This is a genomic window from Pseudomonas sp. F01002, from assembly GCF_004402115.1.
GTDB classification, from domain to species: domain Bacteria; phylum Pseudomonadota; class Gammaproteobacteria; order Pseudomonadales; family Pseudomonadaceae; genus Aquipseudomonas; species Aquipseudomonas frigoris.
Window position 1 is genome coordinate 86,582 of sequence record NZ_SOPU01000080.1, and the last position, 19,406, is coordinate 105,987.

The 19,406-nt window shown below is 54.7% G+C and carries 15 protein-coding genes and 4 tRNA genes; all 19 read right to left on the reverse strand.

What is annotated here, in order from left to right:
• Positions 1–13: 13 nt before the first annotated feature.
• The 19 genes from fusA to birA all read right to left on the reverse strand — a co-directional run bounded on the left by fusA (position 14) and on the right by birA (position 19,210).
• Positions 14–2,119, reverse strand: coding sequence for an elongation factor G (fusA, locus tag E3W21_RS30165; RefSeq protein WP_129440758.1), 2,106 nt, complete (start codon positions 2,117–2,119; stop codon positions 14–16).
• 30 nt (positions 2,120–2,149) lie between these two features.
• Positions 2,150–2,620 (reverse strand): 30S ribosomal protein S7, encoded by a 471-nt coding sequence (rpsG, locus tag E3W21_RS30170; RefSeq protein ID WP_002555493.1) that lies wholly within the window; start codon positions 2,618–2,620, stop codon positions 2,150–2,152.
• Between the two features lie 118 nt (positions 2,621–2,738).
• The gene (rpsL, locus tag E3W21_RS30175) at positions 2,739–3,110 is read right to left on the reverse strand and encodes a 30S ribosomal protein S12 (RefSeq protein WP_002555494.1); all 372 of its coding nucleotides are present in this window, start codon (positions 3,108–3,110) and stop codon (positions 2,739–2,741) included.
• 216 nt (positions 3,111–3,326) lie between these two features.
• Positions 3,327–7,526 (reverse strand): DNA-directed RNA polymerase subunit beta', encoded by a 4,200-nt coding sequence (gene rpoC, locus E3W21_RS30180; protein ID WP_007896632.1) that lies wholly within the window; start codon positions 7,524–7,526, stop codon positions 3,327–3,329.
• 64 nt (positions 7,527–7,590) lie between these two features.
• On the reverse strand, positions 7,591–11,664 hold the full coding sequence (gene rpoB, locus E3W21_RS30185; RefSeq protein WP_129440756.1) for a DNA-directed RNA polymerase subunit beta: 4,074 nt from the start codon (positions 11,662–11,664) through the stop codon (positions 7,591–7,593).
• A 220-nt stretch (positions 11,665–11,884) separates the two neighbouring features.
• Positions 11,885–12,250 (reverse strand): 50S ribosomal protein L7/L12, encoded by a 366-nt coding sequence (gene rplL, locus E3W21_RS30190; protein ID WP_008145490.1) that lies wholly within the window; start codon positions 12,248–12,250, stop codon positions 11,885–11,887.
• 80 nt (positions 12,251–12,330) lie between these two features.
• On the reverse strand, positions 12,331–12,831 hold the full coding sequence (gene rplJ, locus E3W21_RS30195; protein ID WP_010467255.1) for a 50S ribosomal protein L10: 501 nt from the start codon (positions 12,829–12,831) through the stop codon (positions 12,331–12,333).
• 198 nt (positions 12,832–13,029) lie between these two features.
• Complete coding sequence (rplA, locus tag E3W21_RS30200; protein WP_007896626.1) at positions 13,030–13,725, reverse strand: 50S ribosomal protein L1; 696 nt, start codon at positions 13,723–13,725, stop codon at positions 13,030–13,032.
• Positions 13,725–14,156 carry a 50S ribosomal protein L11 gene (gene rplK, locus E3W21_RS30205; protein ID WP_003210097.1) on the reverse strand — a complete coding sequence of 144 codons (432 nt, stop codon included), beginning with the start codon at positions 14,154–14,156 and terminating at the stop codon, positions 13,725–13,727. Before rplK ends, rplA begins: the two co-directional genes overlap by 1 nt.
• A 117-nt stretch (positions 14,157–14,273) precedes the next feature.
• Positions 14,274–14,807, reverse strand: a complete 534-nt coding sequence (gene nusG, locus E3W21_RS30210) for a transcription termination/antitermination protein NusG (protein ID WP_007896622.1) — start codon at positions 14,805–14,807, stop codon at positions 14,274–14,276.
• A 9-nt stretch (positions 14,808–14,816) separates the two neighbouring features.
• Positions 14,817–15,185 (reverse strand): preprotein translocase subunit SecE, encoded by a 369-nt coding sequence (gene secE / locus E3W21_RS30215; protein ID WP_008145488.1) that lies wholly within the window; start codon positions 15,183–15,185, stop codon positions 14,817–14,819.
• 45 nt (positions 15,186–15,230) lie between these two features.
• Positions 15,231–15,306, reverse strand: a tRNA-Trp gene (locus E3W21_RS30220).
• 53 nt (positions 15,307–15,359) lie between these two features.
• Entirely contained in the window at positions 15,360–16,553 is a 1,194-nt protein-coding gene (tuf, locus tag E3W21_RS30225; RefSeq protein ID WP_007896619.1) for an elongation factor Tu, read from the reverse strand.
• Between the two features lie 84 nt (positions 16,554–16,637).
• Positions 16,638–16,713: transfer RNA gene (locus tag E3W21_RS30230), tRNA-Thr, on the reverse strand.
• Between the two features lie 26 nt (positions 16,714–16,739).
• Positions 16,740–16,813, reverse strand: a tRNA-Gly gene (locus E3W21_RS30235).
• Positions 16,814–16,836: 23 nt separating this feature from the next.
• Positions 16,837–16,921: transfer RNA gene (locus E3W21_RS30240), tRNA-Tyr, on the reverse strand.
• Positions 16,922–17,063: 142 nt separating this feature from the next.
• Positions 17,064–17,504 (reverse strand): hypothetical protein, encoded by a 441-nt coding sequence (locus tag E3W21_RS30245; RefSeq protein ID WP_129440755.1) that lies wholly within the window; start codon positions 17,502–17,504, stop codon positions 17,064–17,066.
• A gap of 7 nt (positions 17,505–17,511) precedes the next feature.
• Positions 17,512–18,261 carry a pantothenate kinase gene (locus E3W21_RS30250; RefSeq protein WP_134423357.1) on the reverse strand — a complete coding sequence of 250 codons (750 nt, stop codon included), beginning with the start codon at positions 18,259–18,261 and terminating at the stop codon, positions 17,512–17,514.
• Positions 18,251–19,210 (reverse strand): bifunctional biotin--[acetyl-CoA-carboxylase] ligase/biotin operon repressor BirA, encoded by a 960-nt coding sequence (gene birA / locus E3W21_RS30255; RefSeq protein ID WP_129440751.1) that lies wholly within the window; start codon positions 19,208–19,210, stop codon positions 18,251–18,253. The genes E3W21_RS30250 and birA overlap by 11 nt, the downstream gene beginning before the upstream one ends.
• Between the last annotated feature and the right edge of the window lie 196 nt (positions 19,211–19,406).

Genomic DNA, 19,406 nt, shown 5'->3' on the forward strand with positions numbered 1-19,406 from the left:
CTAAAGGGCTGAATCAGCCTTGTTTTTTGGTAACAGTTTCGACGATATGCGACGGAGCTGTATTGTATTTTTTGAATTCCATAGAGTAGCTTGCGCGACCTTGGGACATGGAACGGACGTCGGTTGCGTAACCGAACATCTCACCCAACGGAACCTCGGCGCGAATCACTTTGCCGGAAACCGTGTCTTCCATACCCAGGATCATGCCGCGACGACGGTTAAGGTCGCCCATCACGTCACCCATATAGTCTTCAGGCGTAACAACCTCTACCGCCATGATCGGCTCAAGCAACTCACCACCGCCCTTCTGGGCCAGTTGCTTGGTCGCCATGGAAGCAGCCACCTTAAACGCCATCTCGTTGGAGTCGACGTCGTGGTAAGAACCATCAAAAACGGTAGCCTTCAGGCCGATCAGCGGATAGCCGGCAACAACACCGTTCTTCATCTGCTCTTCGATACCCTTCTGGATAGCCGGGATGTATTCCTTAGGAACCACACCACCCACTACTTCGTTCACGAATTGCAGACCTTCCTGACCTTCGTCAGCAGGAGCAAAACGAATCCAGCAGTGACCGAACTGGCCACGACCGCCGGATTGACGAACGAACTTACCTTCGATTTCACAGTTCTTCGTGATGCGCTCACGATAGGAAACCTGAGGCTTACCGATGTTGGCTTCGACGTTGAACTCACGGCGCATCCGGTCAACCAGGATGTCCAGGTGCAGCTCGCCCATGCCGGAGATGATCGTTTGACCAGTCTCTTCATCAGTTTTAACGCGGAAAGATGGATCTTCCTGAGCAAGTTTGCCCAGAGCGATACCCATTTTTTCCTGGTCGTCCTTGGTCTTAGGCTCAACGGCTACCGAGATAACCGGCTCCGGGAAGTCCATGCGAACCAGGATGATTGGCTTGTCAGCGGTGCACAAAGTTTCACCAGTGGTGACGTCCTTCATGCCGATCAAGGCCGCGATGTCGCCAGCGCGTACTTCCTTGATTTCTTCGCGGGCGTTTGCGTGCATTTGCACCATACGACCCACACGCTCTTTCTTGCCTTTAACCGAGTTGATCACGCCGTCGCCGGAGCTCAACACGCCCGAGTAAACTCGAACGAAGGTCAAGGTACCCACGAATGGGTCAGTAGCGATCTTGAACGCCAGAGCCGAGAACGGCTCGCTGTCGTCTGCATGACGCTCCAATTCGATAGTCTCGTCATCCGGGTCAGTACCCTTGATGGCAGGAATGTCGACCGGGGCCGGCAGGTAGTCGATAACAGCATCGAGAACCAGGGGAACACCCTTGTTCTTGAAGGAAGAACCGCAGACAGCCAAGACGATCTCACCAGCGATGGTACGCTGACGCAGAGCGGCCTTGATTTCCGGGATGGTGATTTCCTCACCTTCCAGGTACTTGTCCATCAGCTCTTCGCTAGCTTCGGCTGCAGCCTGAACCATGTTGTCACGCCACTCTTCAGCCAATTCCAGCAGTTCTGCAGGAATAGCTTCGCGACGCGGAACAGTACCCTTGTCAGCATCGTTCCAGTAAACAGCTTCCATGTTGATCAGATCGATCTGACCTTCGAAGTTGTCTTCGGAACCGATTGCCAACTGGATTGGCACCGGGGTGTGACCCAGACGCTGCTTGATCTGACCGATCACGCGCAGGAAGTTCGCACCAGCACGGTCCATCTTGTTTACGTAAACAAGACGTGGAACGCCGTACTTGTTGGCTTGACGCCATACGGTTTCCGACTGAGGCTCAACGCCCGAGGTGCCGCAGAACACCACGACAGCGCCGTCGAGTACACGCAGGGAACGTTCAACTTCAATAGTGAAGTCAACGTGGCCCGGGGTATCGATGACGTTGAAGCGGTACTTGTCAGCGTATTGCTTCTCGGAACCCTGCCAGAAGGTGGTAATAGCAGCAGAAGTAATGGTAATACCACGCTCCTGCTCCTGCACCATCCAGTCCGTGGTCGCGGCGCCGTCATGCACCTCGCCCATCTTGTGGCTTTTGCCAGTGTAAAAAAGGACGCGCTCGGTGGTGGTGGTTTTACCAGCATCCACGTGAGCAACGATACCAATGTTACGGTAGCGGTTAATCGGTGTAGTACGAGCCATAAAGCCCTCGCAAAATTAGTGACGCTAAAATTAGAAGCGGTAGTGCGAGAAAGCCTTGTTGGCTTCAGCCATACGGTGCACGTCTTCACGCTTCTTAACTGCAGCACCTTTACCTTCAGCAGCGTCCAACAGTTCGCCAGCCAAACGCAGAGCCATAGACTTCTCGCCGCGCTTACGGGCGAAGTCTACCAACCAGCGCATTGCCAGAGCGTTACGACGGGACGGACGAACTTCAACCGGAACCTGGTAAGTAGCACCGCCTACACGGCGCGACTTTACTTCGACCAGCGGAGCGATGGCGTCGAGAGCTTTCTCGAAGATTTCCAGGGGGTCGCTGTTCTTGCGCTCTTTAACCTTCTCCAGCGCGCCATAAACGATACGCTCGGCAACGGCTTTCTTGCCGCTTTCCATAACGTGGTTCATGAACTTGGCCAGGATTTGGCTTCCGTATTTTGGATCGTCAAGCACTTCGCGCTTGGCTGCTACGCGTCTTCTTGGCATGGATAAGCCCTCAAACGGTCTTCAGGTTCGCTCGGAATCGGTGCCCTTTCGGGACGCCTCCGACCTTACTCTTATCGACTCAGAAAAATAGAAAATCAGTTTTTACAAAAAGCCACTACTACTTAGGCTTCTTGGTACCGTACTTCGAACGACCCTGGTTACGACCTTTAACGCCGGAAGTATCCAAAGAACCGCGTACGGTGTGGTAACGAACACCTGGCAAGTCTTTTACACGACCGCCGCGGATCAGTACCACGCTGTGCTCTTGCAGGTTGTGGCCTTCACCGCCGATGTACGAGGAAACCTCGAAACCGTTGGTCAGACGCACACGGCATACTTTACGCAGTGCCGAGTTAGGTTTTTTCGGCGTGGTGGTATACACACGGGTGCATACGCCACGACGTTGCGGGCAGTTCTGCAGCGCAGGCACGTCGGATTTCTCGACGATACGCTTACGCGGCTGACGTACCAGCTGGTTGATAGTTGCCATCTACTAGCTCCACTGTTGTCTTGCGACGCTATTGTCTTGCAAGAAAAGCAAAATGGCAGGAACGAATTCCCGCCAAATTTAGGGGTACAAGAGTCTAAAGAGGATCTTGTCCCCAGTCAAGGCAAGGCCCCGACCTCCCCACTCATCCAACCTCGACAAATTGTCTCGATTCGATGAGCGGGGCTGCCAGGGCCCCACGCTTATTTACTGCAGAACTCAGTTACCGCTCGAGTTCAGTGCTTCGGTCAGTGCAGCTTCCACTTCACTGGCGCTTACGCGCAACGGTTTGTCAGCATCACGGCGGCGCTTGCGCTCGCTGTGATAAGCCAGACCGGTACCAGCCGGGATCAGACGACCCACGACCACGTTTTCTTTCAGGCCGCGCAGGTAATCGCGCTTGCCGGTTACCGCCGCCTCGGTCAGTACGCGAGTGGTTTCCTGGAAGGAAGCCGCCGAGATGAACGATTCGGTGGACAACGACGCCTTGGTGATACCCAACAGCACGCGAGTGAACTTGGAAACGAATTTCTCGTCGCCAGCCAAACGTTCGTTCTCTACCAGAACGTGAGTCAATTCCATCTGGTCGCCCTTGATGAAACTGGAATCGCCGGATTCAGCGATTTCAACTTTACGCAGCATCTGACGCAGGATGGTCTCGATGTGCTTGTCGTTGATCTTCACGCCTTGCAGACGATAAACGTCCTGGATCTCGTTCACGATGTACTTGGCCAGCGCACTCACACCCAGCAGACGCAGGATGTCGTGTGGATCGCTCGGGCCGTCGGAGATAACTTCGCCGCGGTTTACCTGTTCGCCTTCGAAGACGTTCAGGTGACGCCACTTCGGAATCAGCTCTTCGTACGGATCGCTACCGTCGTTCGGGGTAATGACCAGACGGCGCTTGCCTTTGGTCTCTTTACCGAACGCGATGGTGCCGCTGACTTCAGCCAGAATCGAGGCTTCTTTCGGACGACGGGCTTCGAACAAGTCGGCAACACGCGGCAGACCACCGGTGATGTCACGGGTTTTCGAAGTTTCTTGCGGAATACGAGCGATAACATCACCGATCGCGATTTTCGCACCGTCCGCTACACCGACCAGGGCGTTAGCAGGCAGGAAGTACTGAGCAATTACGTCGGTACCCGGCAGCAAGAGATCCTTGCCGTTGTCATCAACCATCTTCACAGCAGGACGGATATCTTTACCGGCAGCTGGACGGTCTTTGGCGTCGAGTACTTCAATGTTGGTCATACCGGTCAATTCGTCTGTCTGACGCTTGATCGTGATGCCTTCTTCCATGCCCACGTAGGTCACGGTACCTTTCATTTCGGTAACGATTGGGTGAGTGTGCGGATCCCACTTGGCCACGATTGCGCCAGCGTCGACCTTGTCACCTTCTTTAACCGAAATCACAGCACCGTACGGCAGCTTGTAACGCTCGCGCTCACGACCGAAGTCATCAGCGATTGCCAGCTCACCGGAACGGGACACAGCAACCAGGCAACCATCTACTCGCTCAACGTGCTTCAGGTTGTGCAGACGGACGGTACCGCCATTCTTCACCTGAACGCTGTCGGCTGCGGAGGTCCGGCTTGCCGCACCACCGATGTGGAACGTACGCATGGTCAGCTGGGTACCCGGCTCACCGATGGACTGGGCAGCGATAACGCCGACCGCTTCACCGATGTTCACCTGGTGACCACGAGCCAAGTCACGTCCGTAGCATTTGGCGCAAATGCCGTAGCGGGTTTCGCAGCTGATCGGCGAACGCACGATCACTTCGTCGATGCTGTTCAGCTCGATGAACTCGACCCACTTCTCGTCTACCAGCGTGCCGGCAGGAACGATGATTTCTTCGGTACCTGGCTTGAAAACGTCACGGGCAATAACACGACCCAATACGCGCTCACCCAGCGGCTCAACAACGTCACCGCCTTCAATGTGCGGAGTCATTACCAGGCCATGTTCGGTGCCGCAATCGATCTCGGTTACTACCAGATCCTGCGCCACGTCTACCAGACGACGAGTCAGGTAACCGGAGTTCGCAGTTTTCAGCGCGGTATCCGCCAAACCTTTACGAGCACCGTGAGTGGAGATGAAGTACTGAAGTACACTCAAACCTTCACGGAAGTTCGCAGTAATCGGCGTTTCGATGATGGAACCGTCCGGCTTGGCCATCAGGCCACGCATACCGGCGAGCTGACGGATCTGCGCAGCAGAACCCCGTGCGCCCGAGTCGGCCATCATATACATCGAGTTGAAGGATTCCTGGTCGACTTCGACGCCATGACGGTCGATGACTTTCTCTTTCGAGAGGTTGGCCATCATCGCCTTGGAAACTTCGTCGTTCGCCTTGGACCAAAGGTCGATCACTTTGTTGTACTTCTCGCCCTGGGTTACCAGGCCGGAGGCGTACTGACTTTCGATCTCTTTCACTTCGTCGGTAGCAGCACCGATGATGCGGGCTTTTTCATCCGGGATAACGAAGTCGTTAACACCGATGGAAACGCCGGAAATGGTCGAATAGGCAAAACCGGTGTACATCAACTGGTCAGCGAAGATCACGGTCTCTTTCAAACCAACCACGCGGTAGCACTGGTTGATCAGCTTGGAGATCGCCTTCTTCTTCATCGGCTGGTTGACGACGTCGTACGACAGGCCAGGTGGAACAACCTGGAACAACAGCGCACGGCCGACAGTGGTGTCGACGATACGGGTGTTCTTGACGCTGCCACCATCACGATCGTTGACGGTTTCGTTGATCCGCACTTTGACCTTGGCGTGCAGTGCGGCTTCGCCGGCACGGAACACACGGTCAACTTCTTGCAGATCCGCGAACACACGACCTTCGCCCTTGGCGTTGATCGCTTCACGAGTCATGTAGTACAGACCCAATACAACGTCCTGCGACGGAACGATGATTGGCTCACCATTGGCTGGCGACAGAATGTTGTTGGTCGACATCATCAACGCACGCGCTTCCAACTGGGCTTCCAGTGTCAGCGGTACGTGCACGGCCATTTGGTCGCCGTCGAAGTCGGCGTTGTACGCAGCACAGACCAGAGGGTGCAGCTGGATAGCCTTACCTTCGATCAGTACCGGTTCAAACGCCTGGATACCCAGACGGTGAAGGGTCGGTGCACGGTTGAGGAGAACCGGGTGTTCACGGATCACTTCAGCGAGAACGTCCCAAACCTCAGGCAGCTCGCGCTCGACCATCTTCTTGGCAGCTTTAATGGTGGTCGCGAGACCACGCATTTCCAGCTTGCCGAAAATGAACGGCTTGAACAGCTCGAGAGCCATCTTCTTCGGCAGACCGCACTGGTGCAGACGCAGGGTCGGACCTACGGTAATTACCGAACGACCGGAGTAGTCAACACGCTTACCGAGCAAGTTCTGACGGAAACGACCTTGTTTACCCTTGATCATGTCAGCCAGGGATTTCAGAGGACGCTTGTTGGAACCGGTGATAGCGCGGCCACGACGACCGTTATCGAGCAGCGCGTCGACAGCTTCCTGCAACATACGCTTTTCGTTGCGCACGATGATGTCCGGAGCGGACAGATCAAGCAGGCGCTTCAAGCGGTTGTTACGGTTGATCACTCGACGATACAGATCGTTGAGGTCGGAGGTCGCGAAGCGACCGCCATCCAGCGGGACCAGCGGACGCAGATCTGGCGGCAGAACCGGCAGAACGGTCAGCACCATCCATTCTGGAAGGTTGCCGGAACCCTGGAAGGCTTCCATCAACTTCAGACGCTTGGACAGCTTCTTGATTTTGGTTTCGGAGTTGGTTTGCGGAATTTCTTCACGCAGACGGCCAATCTCGTGCTCCAGATCGATAGCGTGCAGCAGTTCACGGACAGCTTCGGCACCCATGCGGGCATCGAAATCGTCGCCAAACTCTTCCAGCGCTTCGAAATACTGCTCGTCGTTGAGCAGCTGACCTTTTTCAAGTGTGGTCATGCCTGGATCGATAACGACATAGCTCTCGAAGTAGAGAACGCGTTCGATATCACGCAGGGTCATGTCCATCAGCAAGCCGATACGCGACGGCAGCGATTTCAGGAACCAGATGTGGGCAACTGGCGAGGCCAGTTCGATGTGTGCCATGCGCTCACGACGAACTTTAGCCAGCGCGACTTCAACGCCGCACTTCTCGCAGATCACGCCACGGTGCTTCAAGCGCTTGTACTTACCGCACAGGCACTCGTAATCCTTTACCGGGCCAAAGATCTTGGCGCAGAACAGGCCGTCACGCTCAGGTTTGAACGTACGGTAGTTGATGGTTTCCGGCTTTTTAACTTCACCGAACGACCACGAACGGATCATCTCAGGCGATGCCAATCCAATACGGATGGCGTCGAACTCTTCGACTTGACCCTGGTTTTTCAGCAAATTCAGTAGGTCTTTCAAGGCCTTTCCTCCTGGCGGAGCAGAGAGCGGGCAATCCTGCCCCGCTCTCGATTCGCGTCACGTGTTATTCGGTTTCCAGATCGATATCGATGCCGAGGGAACGAATTTCCTTGATCAACACGTTGAAGGACTCGGGCATGCCCGGCTCCATACGGTGATCGCCATCCACGATGTTTTTGTACATCTTGGTACGGCCGTTCACATCGTCCGACTTCACTGTGAGCATTTCTTGCAGAGTGTAAGCAGCACCGTATGCTTCCAGTGCCCAGACCTCCATCTCCCCGAAACGCTGACCACCGAACTGCGCCTTACCACCCAGCGGCTGCTGAGTAACCAGGCTGTACGAACCGGTAGAACGAGCGTGCATCTTGTCGTCTACCAAGTGGTTCAGCTTCAGCATGTACATGTAGCCAACAGTAACCGGGCGCTCGAACTTGTTGCCGGTACGGCCATCGGTCAGCTGCATCTGGCCGCTTTCTGGCAGGTCCGCCAGTTTCAGCATGGCCTTGATTTCGCTTTCCTTGGCGCCGTCGAACACTGGAGTGGCCATTGGAACGCCGCCACGCAGGTTCTTCGCCAGATCCAGGATTTCCTGGTCGGAGAAGCTATCCAGATCTTCGTTACGACCGCCGATCTGGTTGTAGATCTCGTCCAGGAATTTTCGAAGCTCAGCGACTTTGCGCTGTTCTTCGATCATCCGGTTGATCTTCTCGCCCAAGCCTTTAGCCGCGAGGCCCAGGTGGGTTTCAAGGATCTGACCAACGTTCATACGCGAAGGTACGCCCAACGGGTTGAGGACGACGTCGACCGGGGTGCCATTGGCATCGTGCGGCATGTCTTCAACCGGCATGATCACGGAGACCACACCTTTGTTACCGTGACGACCGGCCATCTTGTCGCCCGGCTGAATGCGGCGACGGATTGCCAGGTAAACCTTGACGATTTTCAGCACGCCTGGAGCCAGGTCATCGCCCTGCTGCAGTTTGCGCTTCTTGTCTTCGAACTTGTCGTCCAGCAGACGGCGGCGATCAACGATGTAGGCCTGAGCCTTCTCGAGCTGCTCGTTCAGAGCATCTTCAGCCATGCGCAGTTTGAACCACTGACCATGCTCAAGACCGTCGAGAACTTCGTCGGTGATTTCCTGACCTTTCTTCAGACCGGCGCCGCCTTCGGCTTTGCGGCCGACCAGAGCGGAACGCAGACGTTCGAAAGTTGCGCCTTCAACGATACGGAACTCTTCGTTCAGGTCCTTGCGGATCTCGTCGAGTTGAGTCTTCTCGATCGACAGTGCACGAGCATCACGCTCAACGCCGTCGCGGGTGAAGACCTGTACGTCGATGACGGTACCCTTGGTGCCGGTAGGCACGCGCAAGGAGGTGTCTTTAACATCGCTGGCTTTTTCACCGAAGATGGCACGCAGCAGTTTTTCTTCCGGAGTCAGTTGAGTCTCGCCTTTCGGAGTGACCTTACCAACCAGGATGTCGCCCGCGCCAACTTCAGCACCTACGTAAACGATACCGGCTTCGTCCAGCTTATTCAGTGCAGCTTCACCCACGTTCGGGATGTCTGCAGTGATTTCCTCTGGCCCAAGCTTGGTGTCACGTGCCACACAGGTCAGTTCCTGAATGTGGATCGTGGTAAAGCGGTCTTCTTGAACAACTCGTTCCGACAGGCAGATGGAGTCTTCGAAGTTGTAACCGTTCCAGGCCATGAACGCGATGCGCATGTTCTGACCCAGCGCCAGTTCACCCATGTCGGTGGACGGGCCGTCAGCCATGATGTCGCTACGCTGAACCCGATCACCTTTACGCACCAGCGGACGCTGGTTGATGCAGGTGTTCTGGTTGGAGCGGGTGTATTTGGTCAGGTTGTAGATGTCGACACCAGCTTCACCGGTTTCAACTTCATCATCAGCAACACGAACCACGATACGGCTGGCGTCGACGGAATCGATAACGCCACCACGACGAGCCACGACGCAAACGCCGGAGTCACGAGCTACGTTACGCTCCATGCCGGTACCGACCAGCGGCTTGTCAGCGCGCAGGGTTGGTACAGCTTGACGCTGCATGTTCGAACCCATCAACGCACGGTTGGCGTCATCGTGCTCGAGGAACGGGATCAGCGACGCTGCAACCGAAACTACCTGCTTCGGAGAAACGTCCATCAAGGTGACGTCTTCCGGCGCCTTGACGGTGAACTCGTTCAAGTGACGAACAGCTACCAGCTCGTCGATCAGCATTTTCTTGTCGTTCATCGTGGCCGAAGCCTGAGCGATCACGTGATCAGCTTCTTCGATGGCGGACAGGAACACGATCTCGTCGGTGACCAGAGCGTCTTTCACCACACGATACGGGCTCTCGAGGAAGCCGTACTGGTTGGTGCGCGCATAAGCGGCCAGGGAGTTGATCAGACCGATGTTCGGACCTTCCGGCGTTTCAATCGGGCATACACGACCGTAGTGAGTCGGGTGTACGTCACGAACTTCAAAGCCAGCACGTTCACGAGTCAAACCGCCAGGGCCGAGTGCAGAAACACGACGCTTGTGGGTGATCTCGGACAGCGGGTTGTTCTGGTCCATGAACTGGGAAAGCTGACTGGAACCGAAGAACTCTTTCACCGCCGCAGCCACTGGCTTGGCGTTGATCAGGTCTTGCGGCATCAGGCCTTCGCTTTCAGCCATCGACAAACGCTCTTTGACCGCACGCTCAACACGTACCAGGCCAACGCGGAACTGGTTCTCGGCCATTTCGCCTACGCAGCGAACACGACGGTTACCCAGGTGGTCGATGTCATCGACGATGCCTTTACCGTTACGGATGTCGACCAGAGTCTTCAGCACTGCAACGATGTCTTCTTTGCACAACACGCCCGAACCTTCGATCTCGGTACGACCGATACGACGGTTGAACTTCATCCGGCCGACCGCAGACAGGTCATAGCGCTCAGGACTGAAGAACAGGTTGTTGAACAGAGTCTCGGCAGCGTCTTTGGTTGGCGGCTCGCCTGGACGCATCATGCGATAGATCTCGACCAGCGCTTCCAATTGGTTGCTGGTGGAGTCGATCTTCAGAGTGTCGGAGACGAACGGACCGCAGTCGATATCGTTGGTGTACAGAGTTTCGATGCGAACAACCTGGGACTTGGCGATTTTTGCCAGGATCTCAGTGTTCAGCTCGGTGTTGCACTCTGCCAGGATTTCGCCGGTTGCCGGATGCACGATGACCTTGGCGGTAGTGCGACCCAGGACGTAGTCCAGAGGCATGACCAGCTCTTTGATCCCGGCTTTTTCCAGCTGGTTAATGTGGCGAGCGGTAATACGACGACCCTGCTCGACAATAACCTTGCCCTTGTCATCGACGATATCGATAGCGGCAATTTCACCACGCAGGCGCTGAGGCACCAACTCCAGGCTGATGCTTTCGCCCTGCACATGGAATACGTTGGTGGTATAGAACGCGTCCAGCACTTCTTCAGTGGTATAGCCGAGCGCGCGCAGCAGTACCGATGCAGGCAGCTTGCGACGACGGTCGATACGCACGAATACGCAGTCTTTCGGGTCGAACTCGAAGTCCAACCACGAACCGCGGTAAGGAATGATACGCGCCGAGTACAACAGTTTGCCGGAGCTGTGCGTCTTGCCACGGTCGTGGTCGAAGAACACGCCCGGGGAACGGTGCAGCTGGGAAACGATTACACGCTCGGTACCGTTGATTACGAAGGTACCGTTCTCAGTCATCAGGGGGATTTCACCCATGTAGACTTCTTGCTCTTTGATGTCCTTGATCGCTTTGTTCGACGACTCTTTGTCGAAAATGATCAGGCGCACTTTTACCCGCAAAGGTACGGCATAAGTTACACCGCGCAATACGCATTCTTTGACATCAAATGCCGGTTCGCCCAGGCGATAACCGACGTACTCCAGCGCAGCATTGCCGGAGTAGCTGATGATCGGGAAAACGGATTTGAAGGCCGCATGCAGGCCCACGTCGCGGAACTGATCTTTAGTCGCTCCCGCTTGCAAGAATTCACGATACGAATCCAGCTGGATGGCCAGGAGGTACGGCACATCCATGACGTCCGGCAACTTGCTAAAGTCCTTGCGGATACGTTTTTTCTCAGTATATGAGTAAGCCATCAGCGTTCCCCAGCTTGGTCACCTGCTTGTTTGGCCCCTCCCGACGGGAGCAGCCAGAAAATCGTGCAAACCCCATGGTTTGCGCCACCGCATCGGGTGGTTACAGCTCGTTATCAGCACCGACCCAGTCGGCTGCCAATAACGGAAAAAGGCCGGTGGCAAGAGCCACCAGCCATCAGCCTTTCGCTTAACGCTCGGGCTGGAGACGCAAAGTCGATGCTTACTTCAGCTCGACTTTAGCGCCTGCTTCTTCCAGAGTGGCTTTTGCTTTGTCAGCTGCGTCTTTCGAAACAGCTTCCAGAACAACGCCAGGAGCGCCGTCAACTACAGCCTTGGCTTCTTTCAGGCCCAGACCGGTCAGTTCACGTACTGCCTTGATCACGTTAACTTTCTTCTCGCCAGCTTCCAGCAGCATGACGTTGAATTCAGTTTGTTCTTCAACAACGGCAGCGACAGCAGCTGGACCAGCGGAAGCAGCGGCAGCGGAAACGCCGAACTTCTCTTCCATGGCCTTGATCAGCTCAACGATTTCCAGAACGGATTTTTCGCCGATTGCTTCGATGATTTGGTCGTTAGTCAGAGACATGACTATAAATTCCTGTATTGGGGTGACAGCCTACGCGGCCATCGAAATAAACAATAAACGCTGAAAGGAGTGGCTCAGCCTTAGGCTGCGGCAGCTTCTTTCTGGTCGCGAAGAGCCGCCAGAGTACGAGCCAATTTGCTGGTTGCGCCTTGAATCACGCTCATCAGCTGAGAAATTGCTTCGTCACGGGTCGGCAGGCTTGCCAGTACGTCGATCTGATTAGCTGCGAGGAACTTGCCCTCGAACGCAGCTGCCTTGATCTCGAACTTATCCTGACCTTTTGCGAACTCTTTGAAGATACGAGCAGCAGCGCCCGGATGTTCTTTGGAGAATGCAATCAAGGTCGGGCCGGTGAACACGTCGTTGAGCACGTCATATTGAGTGCCAGCAACGGCGCGCTTGAGCAGGGTGTTACGTACAACACGTACGTAAACGCCAGCTTCACGAGCCTCTTTACGGAGTCCGGTCATAGCGCCTACTGTTACGCCACGGGCATCAGCCACGACAGCGGACAGAGCAACTTGGGCAGCCTTGTTGACTTCAGCGACGATGGCCTTCTTGTCTTCAAGTTTAATTGCCACGGGAAAAACTCCTGCTTGTTACCGTTTCATCCAACCGAGGCCAGATGTCGTTTTGGTGTCTGATTCGGTAAGGAACCGGGAGCACCATCTGCGTAGGCTTGAGGTTTAAGACTTGCGTCGCCTACGGTCTTGGATAGCCCCCGCCAGGCAGGGACCCCAATCTTTCAATTGGCGCAATCGCTTGCGCCAACCTGTGTCTTACGCGTCGAGCGAGCCTTGGTCGATGACCAGACCTGGACCCATGGTGGTGCTCAGGGTAACGCGCTTGACGTAAATACCTTTCGAGGAAGCTGGCTTGATACGCTTCAGATCAGCGATCAGGGCTTCAACGTTTTCCTTCAGCTTGACGGCGTCGAAGCCAACCTTGCCAACGGAGGTGTGGATGATGCCGTTTTTGTCGGTGCGATAACGAACCTGACCAGCCTTGGCGTTCTTAACCGCGGTAGCTACGTCTGGCGTTACGGTGCCGACTTTAGGGTTAGGCATCAGGCCACGTGGGCCCAGGATCTGACCCAACTGACCAACAACGCGCATTGCATCCGGGGATGCGATAACTACGTCATAGTTCAGGTCGCCGCCTTTCATTTCGGCAGCCAGATCGTCCATACCTACACGGTCAGCGCCGGCAGCCAAAGCGGCCTCGGCAGCTGGACCCTGGGTGAACACAGCAACGCGAACGGTCTTGCCAGTGCCGTGTGGCAGCACAGTAGCGCTACGAACGACCTGGTCGGATTTACGCGGGTCAACACCCAAGTTTACAGCAACGTCAAACGACTCGCTGAACTTGACGGTCGACAGCTCAGCCAGCAGAGCAGCAGCGTCTACAAAGTTGTAGGACTTGCCTGCTTCGATTTTGCCGGCGATAGCCTTTTGACGCTTGGTCAACTTAGCCATTACACACCCTCCACGTTAAGGCCCATGCTACGAGCAGAACCGGCGATAGTACGCACGGCCGCGTCCATATCAGCTGCAGTCAGATCCGCGTTTTTGGTTTTCGCGATCTCTTCCAGCTGAGCACGGGTAACGGTGCCAACCTTAACGGTGTTCGGACGAGCGGAACCGCTAGTCAGACCAGCAGCTTTCTTCAGCAGAACCGAAGCAGGTGTGGATTTGGTTTCGAAAGTGAAGCTACGGTCGCTGTAGACAGTGATGATCACTGGAGTCGGCAGACCTGGCTCAATACCCTGAGTACGGGCGTTGAAAGCCTTGCAGAATTCCATGATGTTCACGCCGTGCTGACCCAGAGCAGGACCAACAGGTGGGCTTGGGTTAGCCTGAGCGGCCTTCACTTGCAGCTTGATGTAAGCGGTAATCTTCTTGGCCATGAGGCACTCCAATTACGGGTTCGAACGCCTCGAAAGGCTCCCCGGTTACTTGCGCGTTTATCCCAGTGACGACAAAACCCCACAGCCTAGGGCTGCGGGGTTGGGATGCTTGCTCAGCTAGACTTTTTCGACCTGGCTGAACTCTAGCTCTACCGGAGTAGAGCGACCGAAAATGAGCACTGCCACTTGGATCCGGCTCTTCTCGTAGTTAACTTCTTCGACCGTGCCAGTAAAGTCAGCAAACGGCCCATCATTGACACGCACCGACTCACCTGGCTCGAACAACGTCTTCGGCTTCGGCTTGTCGCTACCATCAGCAACGCGACGCAGAATCGCTTCTGCCTCTTTATCTGTGATAGGTGCAGGCTTATCAGCAGTACCGCCGATAAAACCCATCACCCGAGGAGTATCCTTGACCAAGTGCCAAGTACCCTCATTCATGTCCATCTGAACCAGCACATAACCTGGGAAGAACTTGCGCTCGCTTTTGCGTTTCTGGCCATTACGCATTTCAACCACTTCTTCAGTGGGAACCAGAATTTCGCCAAAGCCATCTTCCATGCCAGCCAGCTTTACGCGCTCTACCAACGAGCGCATGACATGCTTCTCGTAACCGGAGTAAGCATGCACAACGTACCAACGCTTAGCCACGGGACACCCTTAGCCGACAATCAAGGAAACAAGCCAGCCGAGCAGGGAATCAAGCCCCCACAACAGCAACGCCATTACCAGAACAACAGCCACAACAATCAACGTGGTCTGCGTGGTTTCTTGGCGAGTTGGCCATACGACTTTACGAATCTCGGTGCGAGCTTCCTTAACCAGTACAAAGAAAGACTTGCCCTTGACCGTCTGCAGGCCTACAAAGGCAGCTACAGCAGCAATGGCGAGCAAAGCAAGTACGCGGTACAGGATCGGCGAAGCAGAGTAATACTGATTGCCAACAACGCCAACAACCACCAAAGCAACTACTACTAGCCACTTGAGCAGATCGAAGCGAGAGCCTTGAGCTTCAGCTTTAGGAGTCATCTATGAAGATCCTGTGAAAAGAAAGCCAGACACACCAAGTGAATCTGGCAGGTCAGGAGGGAATCGAACCCCCAACCTACGGTTTTGGAGACCGTCGCTCTGCCAATTGAGCTACTGACCTAAAACAAAATCAGGCCGACCATTATGCCGGCCCGAAAAAGACATTACAACAATTTACTCGATAACCTTAGCAACGACACCAGCACCGACGGTACGACCACCTTCACGAATAGCGAAACGCAGGCCATCTTCCATCGCGATGGTTTTGATCAGGGTGACAGTCATCTGAACGTTGTCACCAGGCATTACCATTTCAACGCCTTCTGGCAATTCGCAGTTACCGGTCACGTCCGTGGTACGGAAGTAGAACTGTGGACGGTAACCCTTGAAGAACGGAGTATGACGACCGCCCTCTTCCTTGCTCAGAACGTAAACCTCTGCAGTGAACTTGGTATGCGGCTTGACAGTGCCCGGCTTGACCAGAACCTGGCCACGCTCAACATCATCTCGCTTGGTACCACGCAGCAATACGCCGCAGTTCTCGCCAGCACGACCTTCGTCGAGCAGCTTGCGGAACATCTCAACACCAGTGCAAGTAGTCTTGACAGTGTCACGAAGACCAACAATCTCAACTTCTTCCTGAATGCGGACAATGCCACGCTCAACACGACCAGTCACAACAGTACCGCGACCGGAGATCGAGAAAACATCCTCGATCGGCATCAGAAACGGCTTATCAATAGCCCGCTCAGGCTGCGGAATGTAGCTATCCAGAGTCTCGACCAACTTCTTGACGGCAGTAGTACCCATCTCGTTGTCATCTTGACCATTCAGCGCCATCAGCGCCGAACCAATGATGATCGGAGTGTCATCACCTGGGAAATCGTAAGTGCTCAGCAGGTCGCGCACCTCCATCTCAACCAGCTCCAGCAGCTCCGCATCATCAACCATGTCAGCCTTGTTCAGGAAGACAACGATGTACGGAACGCCAACCTGGCGGGACAGAAGGATGTGCTCACGGGTTTGCGGCATCGGACCATCAGCGGCCGAGCAAACCAGAATCGCGCCATCCATCTGGGCAGCACCGGTAATCATGTTTTTTACGTAGTCAGCGTGACCTGGACAGTCAACGTGCGCATAGTGACGCACAGCCGAATCGTACTCAACGTGAGCGGTGTTGATGGTAATACCACGAGCTTTTTCTTCAGGGGCGCTATCGATCTTATCGAAGTCTACCTTTGCCGAACCGAAAACTTCGGAGCAGACGCGGGTCAAAGCAGCAGTCAGAGTAGTTTTACCGTGATCGACGTGACCAATGGTACCAACGTTGACGTGCGGCTTATTACGTTCGAACTTTTCCTTAGCCATCAAAATCACCCCCAGGAGAAGAATTGAGCAGGTCAAACAAGCCATTAAAACAAAGGCAGATATTTTCATATCTGCCTTGTTATATGGAGCTCTTGAGCGGATTTGAACCGCTGACCTCACCCTTACCAAGGGTGTGCTCTACCAACTGAGCTACAAGAGCGTAACACCATGCAGGATCTGCAAACTTGGAGCGGGTAGCGGGAATCGAACCCGCATCATCAGCTTGGAAGGCTGAGGTTCTACCACTAAACTATACCCGCGAGCTTGCAGCTCTCGCTAAAAATGGTGGAGGGGGAAGGATTCGAACCTTCGAAGTCGTAGACGTCAGATTTACAGTCTGATCCCTTTGGCCGCTCGGGAACCCCTCCTAAGCGAGTCGGCATTCTACATCATGCCAGCCTTCTGTCAAGCATTTTCTCATTAAAAACCTGAGGTTAGCTGCGTTGACATCACTTTGCGGTGTTAACCATTAAAGGTCTTCACTGCGAAGCGGGCGCCATTCTATGCAAACTATTCGGCGGGTGCAACCCCCTCGCACGGCATTATTTTATGTTTTAACTCATTGAATTCTCTAGAAAGGTTTTTCAGCTGCGAGTCATCCAGCCAACGCCGGCTTTCTGGTGCCACACGCACCCAGTAACCATCAGACTCAGCAGGGGGCCTCAGCAAGGACTCGAACTTGATTTCCATGCCACTCAATCGCCGCTCAACCGCCTGAGCCGCTTCCTGACGAGTAAAACCGCCAAGATAGAGGCATCCCTCGTCTGCCTGGGTAGGCTTTCCTTTGTCACGAGCCGCGTCAGTCGTTTCACTCAACAAGCGAATATCCTGCTGCGACCCCCTATACAAATTCAAAGGGGTTACATCCTTCGCACGCAGAGGAGCCTCTTGTTGGTGCCAGATGTAATAGAACACATTGAGAACAAGCAGCAGCAGAAACAACCAACGCATAAAAACCTCACGACAAGGGACACGCCATAGCCAAACCTACAAACACCAGATCAGGAACCACCCTGGCCTCAGGCACGATCTCGGAAACCAGGTCTGCATCTCCTCCGGTGAGGAACACAGCAAAATCATCCCCCCAATAGCTACGCGCCAACTCTAGCTGTGTCAGGACAAAGCCTCTCAGCATCAACGAGCACCCCCGCTCGACCGCCTCGACAGTTGTCCGACCAGGAACAAGACTTTCCAGAGCGCGCTCAGCTGCTAGATCGCCATAACGAATTCTACGGGTGTGGGTACGCAATTGGTTTCGCATCAGAGGCATTCCCGGACATATAAATCCTCCTAGGTGCTCTCCATCCCTAGAGATGAAGTCCGCAGTAACAGCCGTACCAAAATCAAGCACAAGGCACGCACCCGAAGCCAGTTGGAATCCCCCAAGCATCGCCAGCCAACGGTCGAGCCCTAACCGTTCGAACTCCTCATAACCATTACGAACCCCGGACATTTCGCGGGACGGCGCCGCACATACCACCGACACGCCAAAAGCCTCTGTCAGCAGAGAAATCAGTGCACTGGTTTCTTCGGCGGTCCTGACACTGACCAACCGACAAAACTTGAGAGCGAGACCCTTGAGCACTTTCAAGCTCTCCAACAAAGCGAGATCCGAATCAACGACGCCCTCGCCAACCACCCACCGAACATCCGCGTCGAGCACACGCCACTTGATAAAACTGTTTCCGCAGTCGAGCTCAAGAATCATCACGCAACCTCAGACTGAGCTCACCACCACTAAAGACTTTTTCCACACCACCCACCTTCAAGCGCAGAGCACCCTGACTATCAATACCCAGCACTTCGCCATCTATATGGTTAACACCTGCGATCAACGACACGGCCCGCCCCTGCCAGAGATGATTTTGCTCCCACTCTGCCTGGATAGCTGAAAATCCGTCGACTTGATGACGAGACAGATATGCCTTGAGCGTCGCACCCAACTGCCCGACCAAGTGATTTCGATCAAACACCTTGCCCGACTCTAGCCGCATGGACGTCCACTGCTGATCTACCTCATCGGTAATCTGCATGTTCACATTAATTCCCACACCCAGCACAACGTGACACACATCAGCAGGATCCCCCACCAGCTCGAGCAATATCCCGGCGATCTTCTTCTGACCAACCAGAACATCATTGGGCCACTTCAATCCAGCCCCCGAAATACCAAGCTCACGCAGGGCTTGCATGACGGCGAGCCCAACAACAAGGCTCAAGCCTTCCAGCTGACGCATTCCACCTTCAATACGCAGCACGAGGCTGTAATAGATGTTTTCCGCGAATGGACTCGCCCATTTACGTCCACGCCGCCCGCGCCCTGCAGTTTGCCGCTCGGCAAGCACCAGAAAGGGTGCCGCCTGCCCCCGCTCTATGGCGCGCAATGCCTCGGCATTAGTGGAGTCAATTGAATCGAAAACCAGGATGGGCCAATCACAAGAAGGCGCCTGCTCTCTTATCTCGACAGGATCAAGCAGCGTCAATGGCGCAGCCAGTTGATAGCCGCGACCCCGCACCTTGTGAATAGATAATCCCAGCTCAGCTTCTAAATGCTGAAGCTGCTTCCAAACGGCACTACGACTGACACCCAAGGCGACGCCCAAGGCCTGACCCGAATGGAATCGGCCATCTTTAAGAAGCTTTAACAATGTCAGCATGCAAGTCTCGCCTCACAATGAGGCCCGCATGATAGCCATGCCCCGCGCCATTGCATAGAAACCCTACAGGTCAGTTTTCCTGCGGACAAAACAAAACCCCTACCTGCATACGCAGATAGGGGTTTCGGAATTTAATCTTGACGATGACCTACTCTCACATGGGGAAACCCCACACTACCATCGGCGATGCATCGTT

Bases quoted from the DNA above. Each gene is read 5' to 3' on its own strand.
- rpsG (WP_002555493.1), bottom strand. From the start codon at position 2,620: ATGCCAAGAAGACGCGTAGCAGCCAAGCGCGAAGTGCTTGACGATCCA.
- tuf (WP_007896619.1), bottom strand. From the start codon at position 16,553: ATGGCTAAGGAAAAGTTCGAACGTAATAAGCCGCACGTCAACGTTGGT.
- rpoB (WP_129440756.1), bottom strand. From the start codon at position 11,664: ATGGCTTACTCATATACTGAGAAAAAACGTATCCGCAAGGACTTTAGC.
- birA (WP_129440751.1), bottom strand. From the start codon at position 19,210: ATGCTGACATTGTTAAAGCTTCTTAAAGATGGCCGATTCCATTCGGGT.
- rplL (WP_008145490.1), bottom strand. From the start codon at position 12,250: ATGTCTCTGACTAACGACCAAATCATCGAAGCAATCGGCGAAAAATCC.
- E3W21_RS30245 (WP_129440755.1), bottom strand. From the start codon at position 17,504: ATGCGTTGGTTGTTTCTGCTGCTGCTTGTTCTCAATGTGTTCTATTAC.
- secE (WP_008145488.1), bottom strand. From the start codon at position 15,185: ATGACTCCTAAAGCTGAAGCTCAAGGCTCTCGCTTCGATCTGCTCAAG.
- E3W21_RS30250 (WP_134423357.1), bottom strand. From the start codon at position 18,261: ATGATTCTTGAGCTCGACTGCGGAAACAGTTTTATCAAGTGGCGTGTG.
- rplA (WP_007896626.1), bottom strand. From the start codon at position 13,725: ATGGCTAAGTTGACCAAGCGTCAAAAGGCTATCGCCGGCAAAATCGAA.
- fusA (WP_129440758.1), bottom strand. From the start codon at position 2,119: ATGGCTCGTACTACACCGATTAACCGCTACCGTAACATTGGTATCGTT.
- rpsL (WP_002555494.1), bottom strand. From the start codon at position 3,110: ATGGCAACTATCAACCAGCTGGTACGTCAGCCGCGTAAGCGTATCGTC.
- rplK (WP_003210097.1), bottom strand. From the start codon at position 14,156: ATGGCCAAGAAGATTACCGCTTACATCAAGCTGCAAGTGAAGGCCGCT.